Source organism: Niallia sp. CD-39, from assembly GCF_059874745.1.
Genome location: NZ_JCBCPS010000001.1, coordinates 418,010 through 435,877, shown reverse-complemented (window position 1 = coordinate 435,877; position 17,868 = coordinate 418,010). Strand labels below are relative to the sequence as shown.

General features: G+C 37.0%; 12 protein-coding genes and 1 pseudogene. 10 read left to right on the top strand and 3 right to left on the bottom strand.

Annotated elements, in window-relative coordinates; genetic code table 11:
* Nucleotides 1-133 precede the first annotated feature (133 nt).
* Nucleotides 134-403 (bottom strand): annotated as a pseudogene (locus AC6F34_RS02185) (transposase); the annotation flags it as partial.
* Nucleotides 404-924: 521 nt separating this feature from the next.
* On the opposite strand from AC6F34_RS02185, the gene AC6F34_RS02180 reads away from it, so the two are divergent.
* Nucleotides 925-3,099, top strand: a complete 2,175-nt coding sequence (locus tag AC6F34_RS02180; protein WP_500768517.1) for a beta-propeller domain-containing protein — start codon at nt 925-927, stop codon at nt 3,097-3,099.
* Nucleotides 3,100-3,340: 241 nt separating this feature from the next.
* Here AC6F34_RS02180 and AC6F34_RS02175 read toward each other — a convergent pair whose 3' ends face one another.
* A complete protein-coding gene (locus tag AC6F34_RS02175) occupies nt 3,341-4,921 on the bottom strand; it encodes a glutathione ABC transporter substrate-binding protein (protein ID WP_500770085.1) in 1,581 nt (526 codons plus the stop codon).
* 244 nt (nt 4,922-5,165) lie between these two features.
* Here AC6F34_RS02175 and AC6F34_RS02170 point away from each other — a divergent pair, with 244 nt between their 5' ends.
* The 7 genes from AC6F34_RS02170 (at nt 5,166) to odhB (ending at nt 14,046) form a co-directional block, all read left to right on the top strand.
* The gene (locus AC6F34_RS02170; protein ID WP_500768515.1) at nt 5,166-6,068 is read left to right on the top strand and encodes an ABC transporter permease; all 903 of its coding nucleotides are present in this window, start codon (nt 5,166-5,168) and stop codon (nt 6,066-6,068) included.
* Nucleotides 6,069-6,080: 12 nt separating this feature from the next.
* Nucleotides 6,081-7,004: an ABC transporter permease gene (locus AC6F34_RS02165; protein WP_500768513.1), complete on the top strand. Its 924-nt coding sequence runs from the start codon at nt 6,081-6,083 to the stop codon at nt 7,002-7,004.
* A gap of 15 nt (nt 7,005-7,019) precedes the next feature.
* Nucleotides 7,020-8,033, top strand: coding sequence for an ABC transporter ATP-binding protein (locus tag AC6F34_RS02160; RefSeq protein ID WP_500768511.1), 1,014 nt, complete (start codon nt 7,020-7,022; stop codon nt 8,031-8,033).
* Between the two features lies 1 nt (nt 8,034).
* Entirely contained in the window at nt 8,035-9,039 is a 1,005-nt protein-coding gene (locus AC6F34_RS02155; RefSeq protein WP_500768509.1) for an ABC transporter ATP-binding protein, read from the top strand.
* A gap of 288 nt (nt 9,040-9,327) precedes the next feature.
* On the top strand, nt 9,328-9,654 hold the full coding sequence (locus AC6F34_RS02150) for a DUF3889 domain-containing protein (protein WP_500768507.1): 327 nt from the start codon (nt 9,328-9,330) through the stop codon (nt 9,652-9,654).
* Between the two features lie 303 nt (nt 9,655-9,957).
* The gene (locus tag AC6F34_RS02145; RefSeq protein ID WP_500768505.1) at nt 9,958-12,774 is read left to right on the top strand and encodes a 2-oxoglutarate dehydrogenase E1 component; all 2,817 of its coding nucleotides are present in this window, start codon (nt 9,958-9,960) and stop codon (nt 12,772-12,774) included.
* An 18-nt stretch (nt 12,775-12,792) separates the two neighbouring features.
* Entirely contained in the window at nt 12,793-14,046 is a 1,254-nt protein-coding gene (odhB, locus tag AC6F34_RS02140; protein WP_500768503.1) for a 2-oxoglutarate dehydrogenase complex dihydrolipoyllysine-residue succinyltransferase, read from the top strand.
* Between the two features lie 140 nt (nt 14,047-14,186).
* On the opposite strand, the gene sda is transcribed toward odhB, so the two are convergent.
* Nucleotides 14,187-14,306: a sporulation histidine kinase inhibitor Sda gene (sda, locus tag AC6F34_RS02135; RefSeq protein ID WP_500770083.1), complete on the bottom strand. Its 120-nt coding sequence runs from the start codon at nt 14,304-14,306 to the stop codon at nt 14,187-14,189.
* A 262-nt stretch (nt 14,307-14,568) separates the two neighbouring features.
* On the opposite strand from sda, the gene AC6F34_RS02130 reads away from it, so the two are divergent.
* Together AC6F34_RS02130 and AC6F34_RS02125 are read left to right on the top strand one after the other, a co-directional pair.
* Nucleotides 14,569-15,333 carry a VOC family protein gene (locus AC6F34_RS02130; RefSeq protein WP_500768501.1) on the top strand — a complete coding sequence of 255 codons (765 nt, stop codon included), beginning with the start codon at nt 14,569-14,571 and terminating at the stop codon, nt 15,331-15,333.
* A gap of 162 nt (nt 15,334-15,495) precedes the next feature.
* On the top strand, nt 15,496-17,139 hold the full coding sequence (locus AC6F34_RS02125; protein WP_500768499.1) for an AMP-binding protein: 1,644 nt from the start codon (nt 15,496-15,498) through the stop codon (nt 17,137-17,139).
* Nucleotides 17,140-17,868: the final 729 nt, after the last annotated feature.

Sequence of the window (17,868 nt, the reverse complement as noted above, 5' to 3'; positions counted from 1 at the left end):
TAGATTTCTTTTTATCTCATGAAAGTGCGTGAGATGATCATCTTCTACATACTCTGCCTATATATGGCGTTGGATGAGTTTTTGATGATTTTTACTTTCTGTGCACTTTGATAAAAAAGAACAGGATTTACAATTGTTTGGGTTGGATTGGTTTCTTGCCATGGTCTTCGCGATCTAAATTGGGTTCTAATTGAAGTTTCTCTTCGTAAGCACGGTTTTCCTTATGAACAACTTTCTTCGTGTGTTTTTGTTTGTTAGCACTCGCTTTCACATGAGTGGAATCAATAAAGATATGTTCCGACTGTAGTAGCCCATGATCCATGATCTCCCTTAAAATATGATAGAAAATCTGTTCAAATCTATCTGAATCATGGTAACGTCGCTCGTAGTTTTTACCGAAGGTTCACGTTCAGTATTTTGATTTTTAGTCATCAAGTTTCTTCACCTCAAAATTAAGTAAAAATTAGATGAATTAGAGCGAAAGGTGATGACTCCTGCGGGAAAGCGTGGCAGGTGAGACTGAAGCGTCGCGATAGCGACGATCCGGCTCACGCCATGCCCGCGGAAAGCGTTCGCCTTAAGCGATAATCAACATCTCTCCTTTAATTTTAATCCAAAAAAGACAGTAGCCAAACTAAATTTAATAGTTTGGCTACTGTCTGAAACCATGAATCTACTTCATGGTTTTTTCTTATTGTATTGCGTATTCCACTATTCGATATTTGTTGATCTTTCATCTATTTTTGTGAACGCGAAGATTAGAGAGTAATGCTGTTATTTCTAAAGAATTAGTAAGCGCTGCTTTAGTAACAATAGTTTTAATGTTAATTGAAGTTTATTTTTTATTTAGTGTAAACTTTTATTTGATATGTAACCCATTTCTAAAATCTTCCGTCAAAGTAAATAAAAAGGCGGGTTGTGTATATGAAGAAATGGTGGGGATTGATCGTACTAGGCGTTTGCTTGATTGGTTTTGCTTCATGGTATTTCATGAATGATTTTAAAGTGATCAGTACATTTACTGATGAAAAAGTCAAAGTTTCATCAACAAAATCATGGATTATTGATTTTTCTCAAAAGCTTAGCAAGAATGAATTAAAGGAAGCATTTATAATCAAGAACGAAAATGGAGAAGTTATAGAGACAAACATAGAGCTTTTACAAGGTGGTAGATCAGTGAAAATTTATCCGCCACAAAATGGGTATATAATAGGAGAGACGTATACTTTATCAGTATCCGAGCACTTAAAAGGAACAATTGGGCGAACATTGCTAGAAGAAATTAATCAGTCTTTTACGATCGTTGAACAGTTACGATCACCAAAAGATGTAAGCGAAATCAATGAATATTTTTTAAACGTAATTGCACAAAAGGCAACAGAACAGGCTAAATTCCCTACTTACGATGGAAGAGAGAGTGAAGCTGTTCAGGAAACTGCGGGTTCTAATGATTCATCAGCTCAAAGTGGAGGCGATAGTGATTATTCACAAACAAATGTACAAGTAGAAGGAATTGATGAAGCTGATTTAGTAAAGACTGATGGAGATTTTCTCTACTATATAGATGGAAGAAACTTATTTATTGTTGATGCAGGAGAGTCGAATGAATTACATGTCTTGTCTAAAATAACATTGGATTCTTCTTTTCATGGTGAAGGGCTTTATCTGAACGGAGATCAGCTTGTAGTAGTAGGAAATGATTATGTAATGGACAAGAAAATAAGCGGTAATAAAATGGATGCTGATCCTATTGAACGTAATGTATCAAAGGTTGTCATTTATAACATTACAGATCGCCAAGCTCCAGCCGTTGAGAAAACGGTGGAGATGGAGGGCTATCTTAATTCTTCACGTTTAATGGATGGGAAAATCTATTTAATAACTTCACAAATGCCAGAATATTGGATATTGCGAGAGAATGAAGAGGTGGATTTGCGACCTGCATTTCGTGAAGATGGATACAAAAGTGAATGGAAGCATGTTCCTTTAAATGATCTGCAGATTATAACCGATTCAGAAGGAGATCATTTTTTAAATATAGGTGCAGTGGATTTAAATGAAGAAACTTATCCTTTTTCTATTCATAGTTTTATTGGAAGTGGACAGAACATCTATATGTCTAATGATCATCTTTATATTGCTGAAACACATTCATTATGGATGCCTATGGTTATGGAAGATGTTGCAGCTCCACATTCAATTGACACTACATTATTAAAGTTTAATATCAACGATCTTGAAGTTGAATTGTCTAGTACAGCAACAGTGCCAGGAAGAGTATTGAACCAGTTTTCAATGGATGAACACAATGGATATTTCCGCATCGCCACAACAAGTGGAAATATGTTTAATGATCAAAACCCATCGGAAAACAACCTATATATATATGACGAAGACTTACATCTCACAGGTGAGGTAGAAGGCTTAGCAAAGGGAGAGAGAATTTATTCTGCAAGATTTATGGGAGATATGGTATATGTCGTTACATTTAGAGAAACCGATCCATTATTCGTTATAGATGCAAAAGATCCAACAAACCCAACTGTATTAGGAGAATTAAAAATTCCTGGCTTCAGTGACTACCTACATCCTTTAGATGAACATCACTTAATTGGTTTTGGTTATGATACAAAGGTTGTCCCTTCGAAAAATGCTAATGAACCTAATATTGTACTAACAGGAGGATTAAAGCTTTCACTATTCGATGTTTCAGATTTCCATCATCCTAAGGAGAAATTCACTGAAATCATTGGAGGGAGAGGGAGTTATTCGCCGTTAAACTATGATCACAAATCGCTCCTTTTTCATAAGGAGAAACAGCTCTTTGGATTTCCAGCTACTATCTATAAAGAAGTTGAAGGTAAAGAGGAAGTTACCTATCAGTATAACGGGGCGTATATTTATCACATAGACAAAGATAGAGGATTTCAATTGGAAAATCAAATCACACATGAAAACAAAAAGGGTACGTATGAAGACTGGGATAGGGTCATTAACAGAATGGTTTATATCGGAGATAAAATATATGCGTTCTCTCATAAAATGGTTTCTGTGTATGACCAGCAGACAAATGTAAAGTTAGGAGAGAAAGCATTTTAATTTAATTACAATAACATCCATTATTATACTGGGATATCATTGGTAAAAGAGAATTACTATTCGGAACAAATATCAATACAAATTAGTGATGACAATAATATAATTGCTATATAGATTATGCTTTAAATCGCTGCAAATAACAACATATTTGTGAGAATATCTACCCAAAGGAACATTGCAATAGCATTAAAAAAAGCTGCTGAGATTGCAATCTCAGCAGCTTTTTACCTATGAATCTAGCTTAGTTAGCCATTTTAATATCTTTGAAGAATGGTGTACCACTGAAGTTTACGAATAATCCTTCTGCAACACCGTTTGTACCGTGTACAAAGTCAGGGTGCATCAAGTAAGTCATTGGTACTTCTTCAACAAGAATTTCTGAAAGTTCTTTATAAGCATCTAAACGTGCATTCTCATCAGTTGCAGAACGTCCTACATCAAGTAACTCATCAACTCTTTCGTTTGTGTAGAAAGAACGGTTACCAGGAGAACCATGCATTGAAGAGTGGAATAATGCGTATAAACCATAGTCAGCATCACCTGTTACAGTTGTCCATCCTAATACGAATAACTCATGCTCACCAGCAGCAGTCTTGTCTAGGAAAGCACCCCACTCGATGATTTCGATTTTTACATCAATGCCAATCTCTTTTAATTGAGCTTGAGCTAGCTGTGCAATATCAGCACGTTCTTTGCTTCCTTCGTTTACAAATAGAGTAGTAGTGAATCCATCTGGGTGACCAGCATCAGCAAGTAATTCTTTAGCTTTTTCTACGTCATATCCAAGTGGCTCAAGGTCTTGGTAGTTACCCCATACTGTTGGAGCAAGTGGTCCAACTGCTGGTACACCTTGACCGTCTAAAATTCCATTTACGATATCTTCTTTATTGATTGCCATTGATACTGCTTGGCGAACGCGGATGTCATCGAAAGGAGCTACATTCATGTTAAATCCAATGTAATCCATACGAGTACCAGATACGCGATCAAGTGTAATGTCTGGCATAGCTTCTACACGCGTAACATCTGAAGCACCTACTAGCATAACGTTTGCTTCACCAGTTTCTACCATTGCTACACGAGTAGCTTGCTCAGGAACTACTTTAAATGTAATTGTGTCTAAAGATGGTGCTCCATCCCAATAATCGTCGTTACGTACCATTTTAATTTCTGCACCACGGTTCCAGCTTTCAAACTTGAAAGGACCAGTTCCAATTGGTTGTTCATCAATCTTAGTTCCACCACTGTTCTCTTCTTCAATTGAAGCTGGAGAAATGATTGAACCTGCATTATGTGCTAAGTGAGCAGGTAGTGGAGCGAATGGCTCTTCTGTTTTAATATGAACAGTGTGCTCATCAATTACTTCAACCTCAGTAATCATATTTAATACAACTGCACGAGGTGAAGCAAATTCAGGATCTAAAATACGATCTAAAGTAAGTTTAACAGCTTCTGCATTAAAATCTGTACCATCGTGGAATTTAACGCCTTGGCGTAATTTGAATTCCCAAACAGTGTCTTCTACTGGCTCATAGCTTTCAGCCAATGAAGGAACTACAGTTCCATCAGGTGCATACTCAGTTAATCTGTCAAAGATTTGAGATGTAGCTGTTGTTGTAGCCGTATCATTGTTCCCGTGAGGGTCAAGTGTTGGTGCATCAGATCCAGTTACATATACAAGATCTCCGCCTGTTGTTGCTTCTACATCTGGAGTTTCGCTTCCATCTTCAGTGCCTTCATTACTAGTTCCTGAATTACCGCTACAAGCAGCAAGGAACAATACGAATGACATTAGGAGTAGCAATAACCAGTTTTTGCTCATTTTTCTCAAATGAACTCCCCCTTATATTTGGTTGTCTTACATTAATCATAGTAATCGAAAAATTTTCAACTTTCAATACAATTTTTCGAATATTTTTTCTAGCAAAATATTATTAATGTGTTTTTGCTATACTGCAATAAATAATTCATTACAAAAACTATTGTTTTGTTTCTGAATATTAGCTAATATGATTATTAAGAAAATATTCACAACATTTCTTACTAATTTCGAAAGGATGAATTGAATGGAAGAACAGACACAAGTCCAGCCTGCTGGCGTCGCAATTCCGCCACAACCGAATGCAACGTCTACAAGGTGGAAAACTTTCAAAAAAAAGCTATTCAAAAATAAAGCAGCAATTGTCGGTGCTATTATTGTTTTATTTTTCATCGTATTGGCCATTTTAGCGAATTTTCTAGCGCCTTACGATCCGAATGCTGTTGCTGTACAAAATAAACTGCAAACTCCATCAGCTGAACATTGGCTGGGAACAGATGATATGGGAAGAGATATACTCTCTCGTATATTATATGGAGCTAGAGTCTCATTATTGGTAGGGATTACATCTACCGTACTGGGTGCAATAGTAGGGGTCTTTCTAGGAATCATTTCTGGTTACTATGGTAGATGGATAGACTCGTTGATTATGAGAATATGTGACGTTCTCCTTGCATTTCCGGGTATGCTATTAGCATTAGCTATTGTAAGTGTATTAGGTAGAAGTACGACGAATGTTATAATTGCAATTGCGATATTCGCTATCCCAACCTTTGCGAGGATCGTTCGAGGTTCAACGCTCAGTGTGAAAAAACTTGAATATGTAGATGCGATTAAGGCGATGGGTGCAAAAGATATGAGGATTATTTTCCTGCATATTTTACCGAATATTATGTCACCGATCATCGTTCAATTTACATTGTATATTGCATCTGCAATTATTACAGCTAGTGCCCTCGCCTTCTTAGGAATGGGTACACAGCCTCCAACACCAGAATGGGGATCAATGCTATCAACTGGTAGATCATATGTAGCGCAAGCGCCTCATATTACTTTATTCCCAGGATTGGCGATTTTACTAGTTGTCGTTGGGTTTAACCTATTTGGTGATGGATTGCGTGATGCTCTAGATCCGAAGTCGAAAAAATAAGGAGGGAAATAAATGTTTCTATATATACTAAGACGAATTTTTCAAACAATTCCCGTTATGATAGGGGTAACCTTAGCTGTATTCTTAATGATGCATTTATTACCAGGTGACCCAGCACAAATTATGGCTGGTGAAAGTGCGAACCCTGAGCAGGTAGAACAAATGCGTGAAAATTTAGGATTGAATGATCCTTTGCATATACAGTATTTTCGTTATGTTGGAAATGCCATTAAAGGAGATTTAGGTGAATCGATCAGAACAGGTCGATCTGTTACAAGTGAGATTTTTGAATCGCGTTTTGCGATTACTGTACAGCTTGCCGTAATTGGTACAGTGTTAGCAGTTGTTGCTGGTTTAATTGTAGGAATCATCTCAGCAACGAGAAAATATTCCTTCATTGATGTTTCATCAATGTTCACTGCTCTTCTATTATTATCATTACCGAACTTTTTCTTAGGGATTTTATTAATCTATCTATTCTCGGTTCAGTTTAGAATATTACCAGTCTCAGGTTGGGGAACATTTGAGCAGATGATACTACCAGCGATTACGCTTGCGACTGCAGGGGCAGCAATTATTGCTCGAATGACACGCTCTAGCATGCTGGAAGTTATTGACCAAGATTATATCCGTACTGCATATGCAAAAGGGGTAAGTGATCGTGTTGTCACATATAAACATGCATTGAAAAACGCATTGATTCCTGTTGTAACAGTAGTAGGTCTTCAGTTTGGTGGGCTATTAGGTGGTGCGGTTATCACTGAAACTGTTTTTGCAATCAATGGACTTGGGCGCTTAATTATTGACTCAATCCGAGCATACGATTTCCCAATGGTTCAAGGGACGATACTTGTGTGTGCTGTTCTATTTGTAATTGTTAATACTCTAGTAGATATTACGTATCGTTTAATTAATAAAAGGATTGATCTTAATTAAGGTGGGTGAAGAAAGTTGACGAATAAAACCGAGTATATTTTAGAAGTAAAAGATTTAAGAACTTCCTTCTTCACTGACGATGGAGAAGTGAAAGCTGTAGATGGTGTCGATTTTTCGATTGAAAAAGGAAAAACGATCGGGATTGTTGGAGAATCAGGATCAGGGAAAAGTATTACTTCTCTATCCATTTTAAGATTGTTACAAGAGCCGATTGGAAAAATCGTTGGTGGCGAGGTTGTTTTTAAAGGGGAAGACCTTGTCAAGAAATCAAAGAAAGAAATGCAAAAAATTCGTGGTAATAATATTTCGATGATTTTCCAAGAGCCGATGACTTCATTAAACCCAACATTAACATGTGGGGAACAAATTGCTGAATCGATTCGTATTCACCAAAAATTATCGAAACAGAATGCTTGGGTGAAAGCGGTTGATATGCTAAAGCTTGTAGGAATTCCTTCACCTGAGAAACGTGCGAAGCAATATCCTTTTGAACTATCAGGCGGTATGCGACAACGTGTAATGATTGCAATCGCACTTGCATGTAATCCAGAATTATTGATTGCAGATGAACCAACTACGGCACTCGATGTGACGATTCAAGCGCAAATTCTCGAACTGATTAAAAACTTGCAAAAAGAATTAGGAACATCCTTAATGATGATTACCCATGATTTAGGTGTTGTTGCTGAAATGTGTGATAAAGTTGCCGTCATGTATTGTGGGAAAGTAGTCGAGTATGCAGATATGCGAACGATCTTTAAAGACCCTAAACATCCTTACACGGTAGGCTTACTTAATTCAGTACCAAAACATGATGAAGATGTTGAAGGTGATTTAGCTGTCATTCACGGTTCTGTACCTAGCCCATTTAACTTACCGGAAGGCTGTCGATTTGCTCCAAGATGCCCGCATGCAAGAGAAATCTGTACACAGCAGTTGCCAGAATTGAAAAAGACTGAAGATGGAGACCAAGTAAGATGCTGGATTTATACAGATGAGTGGGAAAAACAGGAGGAGGTTGTGAAGTAAAATGACTCAAAAACCTTTACTAGAAGTGAAGAATTTGAAACAATATTTCCCGATCAAAGGGGGATTATTTGGAAGAACGGTCAATCATGTTAAAGCGGTTGATGATATAAGCTTTGAGGTACTAGAAGGTGAAACAGTTAGTATCGTTGGAGAATCAGGTTGTGGGAAGTCAACAACTGGTCGTGCGATTTTACGATTAGACAATCCGCACTCTGGTGAAATTCAATTTGACGGTGAGGATTTACTCTCTTTATCAAAATCGGAGATGCGAAGAAGACGTAAAGACTTACAAATTATCTTCCAGGATCCATATGCTTCATTAAATCCACGTCAAACGGTAAGTGAGATTTTAGAGGAAGCGTTAAAAATCCAAAATGTTGTTCCGAAAAGTGAACGACGCCAAAAGATAATTGAATTATTACAAACGGTTGGAATTGGTGATCATCAAGTTGATCGCTATCCACATGAATTCAGTGGTGGACAACGTCAAAGAATCGGGATTGCTCGTGCATTATCCGTTGATCCGAAATTGATCATTTGTGATGAAGCTGTTTCAGCACTAGATGTATCGATACAAGCACAAGTACTTAACCTTTTAAAGAAATTACAACGTGAATTTAATTTAACATATCTGTTTATCTCACATGATTTAGGAGTAGTACGTCATATTTCAGACCGTATTATCGTCATGTATTTAGGTAAGATTGTTGAAATTGCGGATAAAAAGTCATTATTTAATGACCCGCAACATCCTTATACGAAGGCGTTACTATCAGCTATACCGAGCACGAATATTGATGAGAAGAAAGAAAGAATTATTCTTTCTGGAGATGTCCCATCACCGATTGACCCACCAAAAGGTTGTCGCTTTCATACAAGATGTCCGCTGGCATTCGATCGCTGCAGAAGCGAAGAGCCTCAATTAATTGTGACAGACGAAGGAACACACCGTGTTGCTTGCCATGTAGTTGAAGAAGAAGTGGCTAATAAAGCGGTTACAGTATAACTTTATGTAACAATTACTCAGAATGTAGACAAAGTCGTTTTAAGACTTTGTCTACATGTTATTTATTGGGATTTTAAAAACAGTAAAAGGCTCCAGATCTTATTGGGAACCTTTGTAAGACTTGGAGTACATTCTTGGTGATAACTAGAATAGAAAAAATTATACCTATGCCAAATGACGTCTGTTGTAGGCATTTGCAAACAATATAAGCCATTTGTAGGCTATTTTTTTCGTCAAGATGGTCATACTATGGGTGATTTCATTTTACTTGAAAAGGATGAACCTATATTGAAGACATTAAAGATATTCTACACACTGTGTTTACTAATGGTCATTATTAATTGGCCAGCCAATACAGCGAATGCTAATACAGAAGTGCCTAAGTATGCAAAATGGGGGCAATTAGCTGTCCTTAGTGCAAAAGAGAAGTACCCTCAGGCAAAAATTAGAGACTACTTACATATAGGGCGAGAGGTTCGAGGCGAAGAGTCTATCGAGCACTTTAAATTATGGGTAGAAGATGAAGGGAAAGAATTTGGCTTATACATTGATATAACATTTGAAACAGCTAATGAAAAAGTGAAACAAATAACATTCAAAAGAACAAACAATTAACAATAATTACATTATGTAAACTACCAATTGATTTCCAAAGTTTTTACAATATGAGGAAATGCAGTTGGTTTTTTATTCGTTTTTTTAATATAAAGTATTTTTTGAAAAAATATTATAAGAATTTACACTATATTCATGTTTTTATCCTTTTATCTGTAGCTTTAACGTGTTAAAATGGCTTTGGAAACATTTTATCCTTTAAATAATAATATTATTCTTATTTATTCATATACGAATAAATAAACGAAAAGGATGGAATTCATATTATAGTAGAATTTAATTGAGCCTTGGAGGTAATTTTCCATGAAAAAGCCATTAAGCGGTGCAGGGCCTTTTGAACAAGGGTTTTACGGTCCAAACCTTGGCTATGTTATCGAGCTTTACGAGCAATTCTTACAAGATCCAACCTCAGTAGATGAGGAAATGAAACAGTACTTCGAAGAAAATGGCCCACCAGTTATTGAAGATTTAGCGCAACCAACACAGGTTGAAAATTTAACTGCAGGTCAATTAGACAAAACATTAGCTGCAATCCGTTTAGCTGATACAATCAGAACATATGGACATCAAGCAGCAGATATTTATCCACTTGGCAATCGTGAAAAAGAAACTGATTTATTCGATTTAAAACAATATGGATTATCAGAGAAGGATCTTGAAGCGATCCCTGCTAAAGTAATTTGTACAGATGCAAACATTCCATTGCGAAATGGTTTGGAAGCGATTGAATATTTGAAAGCGGTGTATATGGGTACAATTGCTTTTGAAGTGAACCATGTATACGATGCGAATGAGAAAAACTGGCTACGTCGTAAGATCGAGTCAAGTGCATTAAGAACTCCATTAAAACAAGCTGAAAAGGCGAAAGTATATAAAAGGATAGCTGAAGTTGAAGAATTTGAAAAATTCCTTCATCGTACATTTGTTGGACAAAAACGTTTCTCGATTGAAGGTTTAGATACGATGGTCCCGTTGTTAGATGAGGTTGTTTCATCTTCGGTATTATCAGGAGTGAAAACGATTAATATTGGGATGGCTCACAGAGGTCGTTTAAACGTACTTGCACATGTATTAGGAAAACCGTATGAAATGATCTTTGCTGAATTCCAACATGCGCCAAACAAAGATTTAGTACCATCAGAAGGATCAATCGGTATTAGCTATGGATGGACAGGTGACGTTAAATACCACCTTGGATTAGATAAACAAATCAAGGCTGAAAATACAACAGTGGCACGCTTAACTTTAGCAAGTAACCCAAGTCACCTAGAGTTTGTCGGAGCTGTAGTTGAAGGATACACAAGAGCATCCCAAGATACAAGGGATGAAAAAGGTTATCCAAAAGTTGATTTTAATAGTGCTTTATCAATCATCATTCATGGTGATGCGGCATTCCCTGGCCAAGGAGTTGTTGCTGAAACATTAAATCTTGGTAGATTAAATGGATATGCAACAGGTGGTTCTATTCATATTATTGCTAATAATACGATCGGATTTACAACAGAATCGATTGATTCACGTTCAACTCGATATGCGAGTGATTTAGCAAAAGGGTACGAAATTCCAATTCTTCATGTAAATGCAGATGATCCAGAAGCTGTTTTGGCTGCTGCAAAATTAGCAATTGAATATCGTACGAAATTCAATAAACACTTCCTTATCGATTTAATCGGCTATCGTCGTTTTGGTCACAATGAAATGGATGAGCCAATGACAACGAACCCGCTAATGTACAATATTATTCATAATCAACCAACAATTAAAGAAATTTATAAAAAGCAACTGATTGAGCAGTCGGTCATTACTGAAAGCGACGTGAAAAAGGTAGAGGAAGAGATTCAAAGTAAGCTAACAGAGGCTTATGAAATGGTTCCTTCAAAAAATCATGAAGCAAATGAGGTTCCATTGCCTGAGTATATTGAAAAAGGGTTTGGAACGATCGATACTTCGATCTCTATCGACGAGTTAAAGCGTATTAATGATGAATTGCTACAATGGCCAGAAAACTTCAAGGTTTTCGAAAAGCTAGCGAAAATATTAAAAAGACGTTCAAGTGCACTGTCAAATGATCCGAAAATTGATTGGGGAATGGCAGAAACATTGGCATATGCTTCCATCGTATCAGACGGAACACCAATCCGTTTAACTGGACAGGATTCAGAGCGCGGTACATTTGCTCATCGTAATATTGTATTGCATGACCATACTAATGGAATGGCGTTCTCTCCTTTGCATGAAATCGATTCTGCGAAGGCATCATTTGCTGTTCATAATAGCCCGTTATCTGAGATGGCTGTATTAGGATTCGAGTATGGTTATAATGTTTTTGCACCTGAAACATTAGTTTTATGGGAAGCACAATTCGGTGACTTTGCAAACTCTGCACAAGTGATGTTCGATCAGTTCATCGCAGCTGGTAGAGCGAAATGGGGACAAAAATCTGGACTAGTTATGCTACTTCCACACGGTTATGAAGGGCAAGGACCAGAGCATTCAAGTGCTAGACTTGAGCGTTTCCTATCTCTTGCAGCAGAAAATAACTGGACGGTTGCAAACTTAACTTCTTCTGCTCAGTACTTCCATATTTTACGAAGACAAGCAGCGATTTTGAAAAGGGAAGAAGTACGTCCGTTAGTAATCATGACACCGAAGAGTCTACTACGTAACCCACTTGTTGCATCAAGTAGTGTAGACTTAAGCGAAGGCTCGTTTAAGCCAATTATTGAGCAGCCAGGTTTAGGGGAAAAGGTAGAACAAGTTGAGAGAGTAGTCTTTGCTTCAGGTAAGATTGCAATCAATTTGGCAGAGCAATTGAAGTCTGTTGAAAATACAGATTGGCTTCATATCGTTCGTGTGGAAGAAATCTATCCTTTCCCATTCAATGAGATTAATGAAGTTTTAAGCAAATATAAAAATGTAAAAGAAATCGTTTGGGTACAAGAAGAGCCTAAGAATATGGGGGCATGGTCATTTGTTGAGCCTAGATTAATACAGGTAGCAAATGGAGTAGATGTAACCTACATTGGGCGAAAACGTCGTTCAAGTCCGTCCGAAGGTGACCCGAATGTTCATAAAAAAGAGCAAGCTAGAATTATTGACGAAGCCCTAACGCGCAAGTAACAAAGGAGGATAAATAAGGTGGCAGAAATTAAAGTTCCTGAATTAGCTGAATCGATTACAGAAGGTACGGTAGCACAGTGGCTAAAACAGCCAGGTGAACAGGTAAACAAAGGGGAATTTGTTTTAGAATTAGAAACAGATAAAGTAAATGTTGAGATTATTTCTGAATATAGCGGTGTGTTAACTGAGCTAAAAGCCCAAGAAGGTGACACAGTAAACGTTGGAGATACAATTGCACTTATTGATGAAAGTGGAAGCGGTGCAAGTGCTCCAAAAACTGAAGAGCCTAAGCAAGAAGTGAAAGAGCAGCCTCAAACTCAAGTTGAAGAGAAGCAAGCAGCACCAATTACTGAGGAAAAATCAAAATCACAAACAGTTGCTTCTCCAGCTGCTCGTAAACTAGCTAGAGAAAAAGGTATCGATTTAACACAAGTGCCTACAATCGATCCACTTGGCCGTGTTCGTGCTCAAGATGTTCAATCATTTAATCCAGCAAGTCAAGCTGCTGCTAAATCAGAGGCGCCTAAGCCTGCAGCTGCACCAACTCCAGCGGTTCAAGCAGCAGATGATAAGCTAGTTGAGCGCGTGCGTATGACTCGTCGCCGTCAAACGATTGCTAAACGTCTTGTTGAAGTTCAACAAACTTCTGCTATGTTAACTACTTTCAATGAAGTTGATATGACGAATGTGATGAACTTACGTAAAAAACGTAAAGACAAATTCCAAGAAGATAATGATGTTAAATTAGGATTTATGTCTTTCTTTACAAAAGCAGTAGTTGCTGCTCTTAAACGCAACCCAATGTTGAATGCTGAAATTCAAGGCGATGAACTTGTAATTAAAAAGTACTATGATATCGGTGTTGCTGTATCAACTGACGAAGGCTTAGTCGTACCAGTTGTTCGTGATGCTGATCGTAAAAACTTCGCTGAAATTGAAAAAGACATTATGGGATTAGGAAAGAAAGCAAGAGAAAATAAGCTTGCGATTTCTGATCTACAAGGTGGAACATTTACAATCACAAATGGTGGAGTATTTGGATCATTGCTTTCAACGCCGATTCTTAACGGACCTCAAGTTGGTATCTTAGGTATGCACTCGATTCAATTACGTCCAGTTGCGATTGATGCAGAAAGAATGGAAAACCGTCCAATGATGTACATTGCTCTTTCATACGATCATCGTATCGTAGATGGTAAAGAGGCAGTTACATTCCTTAAACGAGTTAAAGAGCTAATTGAAGATCCAGAATCATTATTATTCGAAGCTTAAATAAAGCAATATTAAAACCTGTAAGCTAAATCCTTTCTAGGAGATAGCTTACAGGTTTTTGTGGATAATTGATCATATACGATTGTATTATACAAATAAGAAGAGCGAGGGTTGCCCTCGCTCTTTCAAAAAGATGATTGTTATTTAAATGGTTTTAAGCCTCTTTTTTGTATTTCTGTTTTAAGTAAAAGAATCCATTCCTTATCTGTGCCTGTCTTTAATGCATCACGATACGAGACGACCAACTGTTCATTACTCATAATCTTCAATATGCATACCTCCTGGCAATTTGGATTGAATTTTCTATCTTTTTATCATTGTATCGGATGAAGAGTGTTTTGAAAACCCAAAAGCCGTTATTTTGAATCATTATCATCAAAATGTCAGTTTTGTTTTCTTTTCGTCAAGATTCAGCAATATTTGTCATTTTCCAACTTTGATCATACGGAGGCTGCCAGTAGTCATTATGTTAAAATGGATGCAAATGAATGATAAACACCTATATAAATAAGGAGAGCTATAATGAAAATTCTATTTGATCACATTGTACACTTTATTAAAGAACATCCTGATACTGCGGTTTCGGAATGGAGAAAGCTAGGAATTAAAGCTGTGAATGGAGGAAGTCATTCTGAGTGGGGAAGCTATAACAGTTTACTATACTTAAAGTCCTCTTATATTGAATATTTAGCAGTTGAGGACGAAGATAAAGCAATGAAATCAAATAACCCCCTCATTCAGCAACTGATGCATGATTTGCATATAGGGGGAGGCTTCGGTCAGATTTGTTTTAGAACGACGGATATAACAAGCTTGCAACAAACCATTGAAAGAAGAGGCTTTCATACATATCCCATATTCAATGGTCAAAGAACTCGTAAAGATGGGAAGACGATTCAGTGGAAGATGCTTTTTATAAAACAAGACCTTGAGAGTTTACCTTATCCGTTTTTTATTCAATGGAATGAACCAGATGAGGAGCGGTATGAAGAGCTTAAAGCATTACAGATGATTGATGAACAAATGGTACAATGCGAAGTGAGTTCTGTTCAATATGTTACAAACAATTTAAAGGAAGCTGTCACAAATTGGTCAAAGCTATTTGCAATAAAAGAGGAGAAGCTAAAAGGTGAGAGATCCGCAATTCTTTCTATTGGAAATGTATCTATTTGTTTCAATGAAGAAGAAGGTGATGTCGCCTTGAAATCTGATCGTCCTTGCGCAATCACTTTTGAACCTAACCTCAATGAAGGAGAAGTCTATATGTTTGGTGGCTTATATAAATAACATTAAACAGAGTAGGTGTATGAAATCACCTACTTGTATGCGACTAAAAGATTGAATATTCTATATTTTATGATAACATAAAATTGAAAGCGCTTTACTTCTCTGTTCGAATGTAGCATCACAGACACAAAGTGCAATGACTTGCGTTGAGGAGGAAAAGTATTGACGAATTTACGAAGTGTGACAGTCGGAAGGCTTTTGGAAGAAAAAGCAAAACTTCATCCGAATCATGAGGCTCTCGTTTATGCAGATCGAGAATTACGACTATCTTATGCCGAGTTTAATCAATCATGCAGTCAAGTGGCAAAGGGATTAATGAAACTGGGAATTAAAAAGGGTGAACATATTGCCATATGGGCATCAAACAGGCCAGAATGGGTAACAACACAATTTGCAACGGGAATGATGGGAGCGGTACTTGTTACAGTTAATACAAATTATCGAACTGCAGAATTGGAATATTTGTTGAAGCAATCTGACGTAACAACATTAATCCTAATGCCTGAATATCGTGACAACTCTTATATAGATATGTTATATGAAATTGTTCCTGATTTAAAAATGAATAAAAAAGGTGAACTTTCTTGTGATCGCTTACCGTATTTGAAAAATATAATTGTATTAGGTGAAGAAGCCTACTCCGGAACATATAGTTGGGAAGAGTTAATCTCTTTTTCCAAGGAAGTATCGGATGAAGAACTATCAAATAGAATAGAGGCGCTAGATCCGGAAGATGTTATTAATATGCAATATACATCTGGAACAACAGGTTTTCCAAAAGGGGTAATGTTAACACATTCCAACATCGTCAATAATGCTATTAATATAGCAAGTTGCATGAATTTAGAAAAAGAAGACCGACTTTGTATACCAGTACCTTTTTTCCATTGCTTCGGCTGTGTTATAGGTACGATGACAGCAGTATCCGTTGGAGCTACGATGGTTCCAATTCAAGAATTCAGTCCAAAGCAAGTGCTTCAAACTGTTGCTGATGAAAGATGTACAGCTTTACACGGTGTACCAACGATGTTTATTGCCGAACTGAATGATCCTGATTTCAATACATATGACTTATCTTCATTAAGAACGGGTGTAATGGCAGGCTCCAATTGCCCGATTGAAATAATGAAAGCCGTCATTGAGAAGATGGGGATGGAAGAAATAACTATTTGCTACGGGCAAACAGAGTCATCACCTGTGATTACACAAACACGCAAGGATGATCCTCTCCACTTACGTGTAGAATCAGTAGGAAGAGCTTTGCCTCAAGTTGAAGTGAAAATCACAGAACCGGGTACGGGCAATGAAGTGCCAAATGGTGTACAAGGTGAACTTTGTACTCGTGGTTACCATGTGATGAAAGGCTATTACAAAAATGAAGAAGCAACTAAAGAAGCAATTGATCAAGAAGGTTGGCTGCATACAGGTGACTTAGCGGTCATGGATGAAAATGGTTATTGTAGAATAACTGGAAGGCTTAAAGATATGATTATTCGTGGGGGAGAAAACATTTATCCACGGGAGATTGAAGAGTTTTTATATACTCACCCTGCAGTTTTAGATGTGCAGGTAGTAGGGGTTCCAGATGAAGTTTATGGAGAAGAAGTAGCAGCTTGGCTTATTCTAAAAGAAGACGTCGCTTGTACAAAAGAAGATATAAAAGCATATTGCAATGGGAAAATTTCTCGACATAAGATTCCTAAATATATTGAGTTTACAAATGCTTATCCGATGACGGCATCTGGAAAAATTCAAAAATATAAATTGAAAGAATCAACAGTTAAGTTAATTGATTCAACAGTATAACAATGAGCTCCTTCAAATTTCAGTCTGAAGACTTAAGCCTTTTCAATCTTACTGCTAATGTGGCAGGAAGCAAACGATTGTAAAATGGTTCTTGAAGATAGAAAATTGAAGGAGTGATTTTAATATGTATGATGTATATGTCAATTCATCGATAGTGAATAATAGAATGAAAGAATTACGAAGTGAAGGTAAAAAAGATCATGACCACCGATTGTATTCTAATAAAAGCCACTTAAAAGAGGCCTCAATTGAACTTTCCCCCAAAAATAGTTAATCTAAAAAGGTATCCAAAATACGAACAGCCAAGTATTGTCACTTGATTGTAGAGTGCAGACAAAGTCGATTTCCGACTTTGTCTACATGGTTATCGATGGGCTTTACTATAATAAGAGACTCTCAGACGACATTGGGGAAGGGTATCTTTTTTTAACTATTGGAGGTCGTGATTGAAAGGTTTACGGTGAATTGTATGTAGTAAAAAGGCGAGAGCTGGCAAGTAATCAATGAGCTAGAAGGCTATATTGAAGGACGAGAAGAAAAGAAGAAAATCTATATAATCGTGAAATCGTATCTGTAACAATAGATCAAGGTGTGGTATCGGCATTTGTCTATACAACCACAACCACACGTTTGTATGGAGAAAATGATGTCATAAGAGAAGACGATTGGAAAGTATATCAACTTTTTTAAGGGAAGCGAGAAAAAGTTCAATATTTTGCTTACGGATCA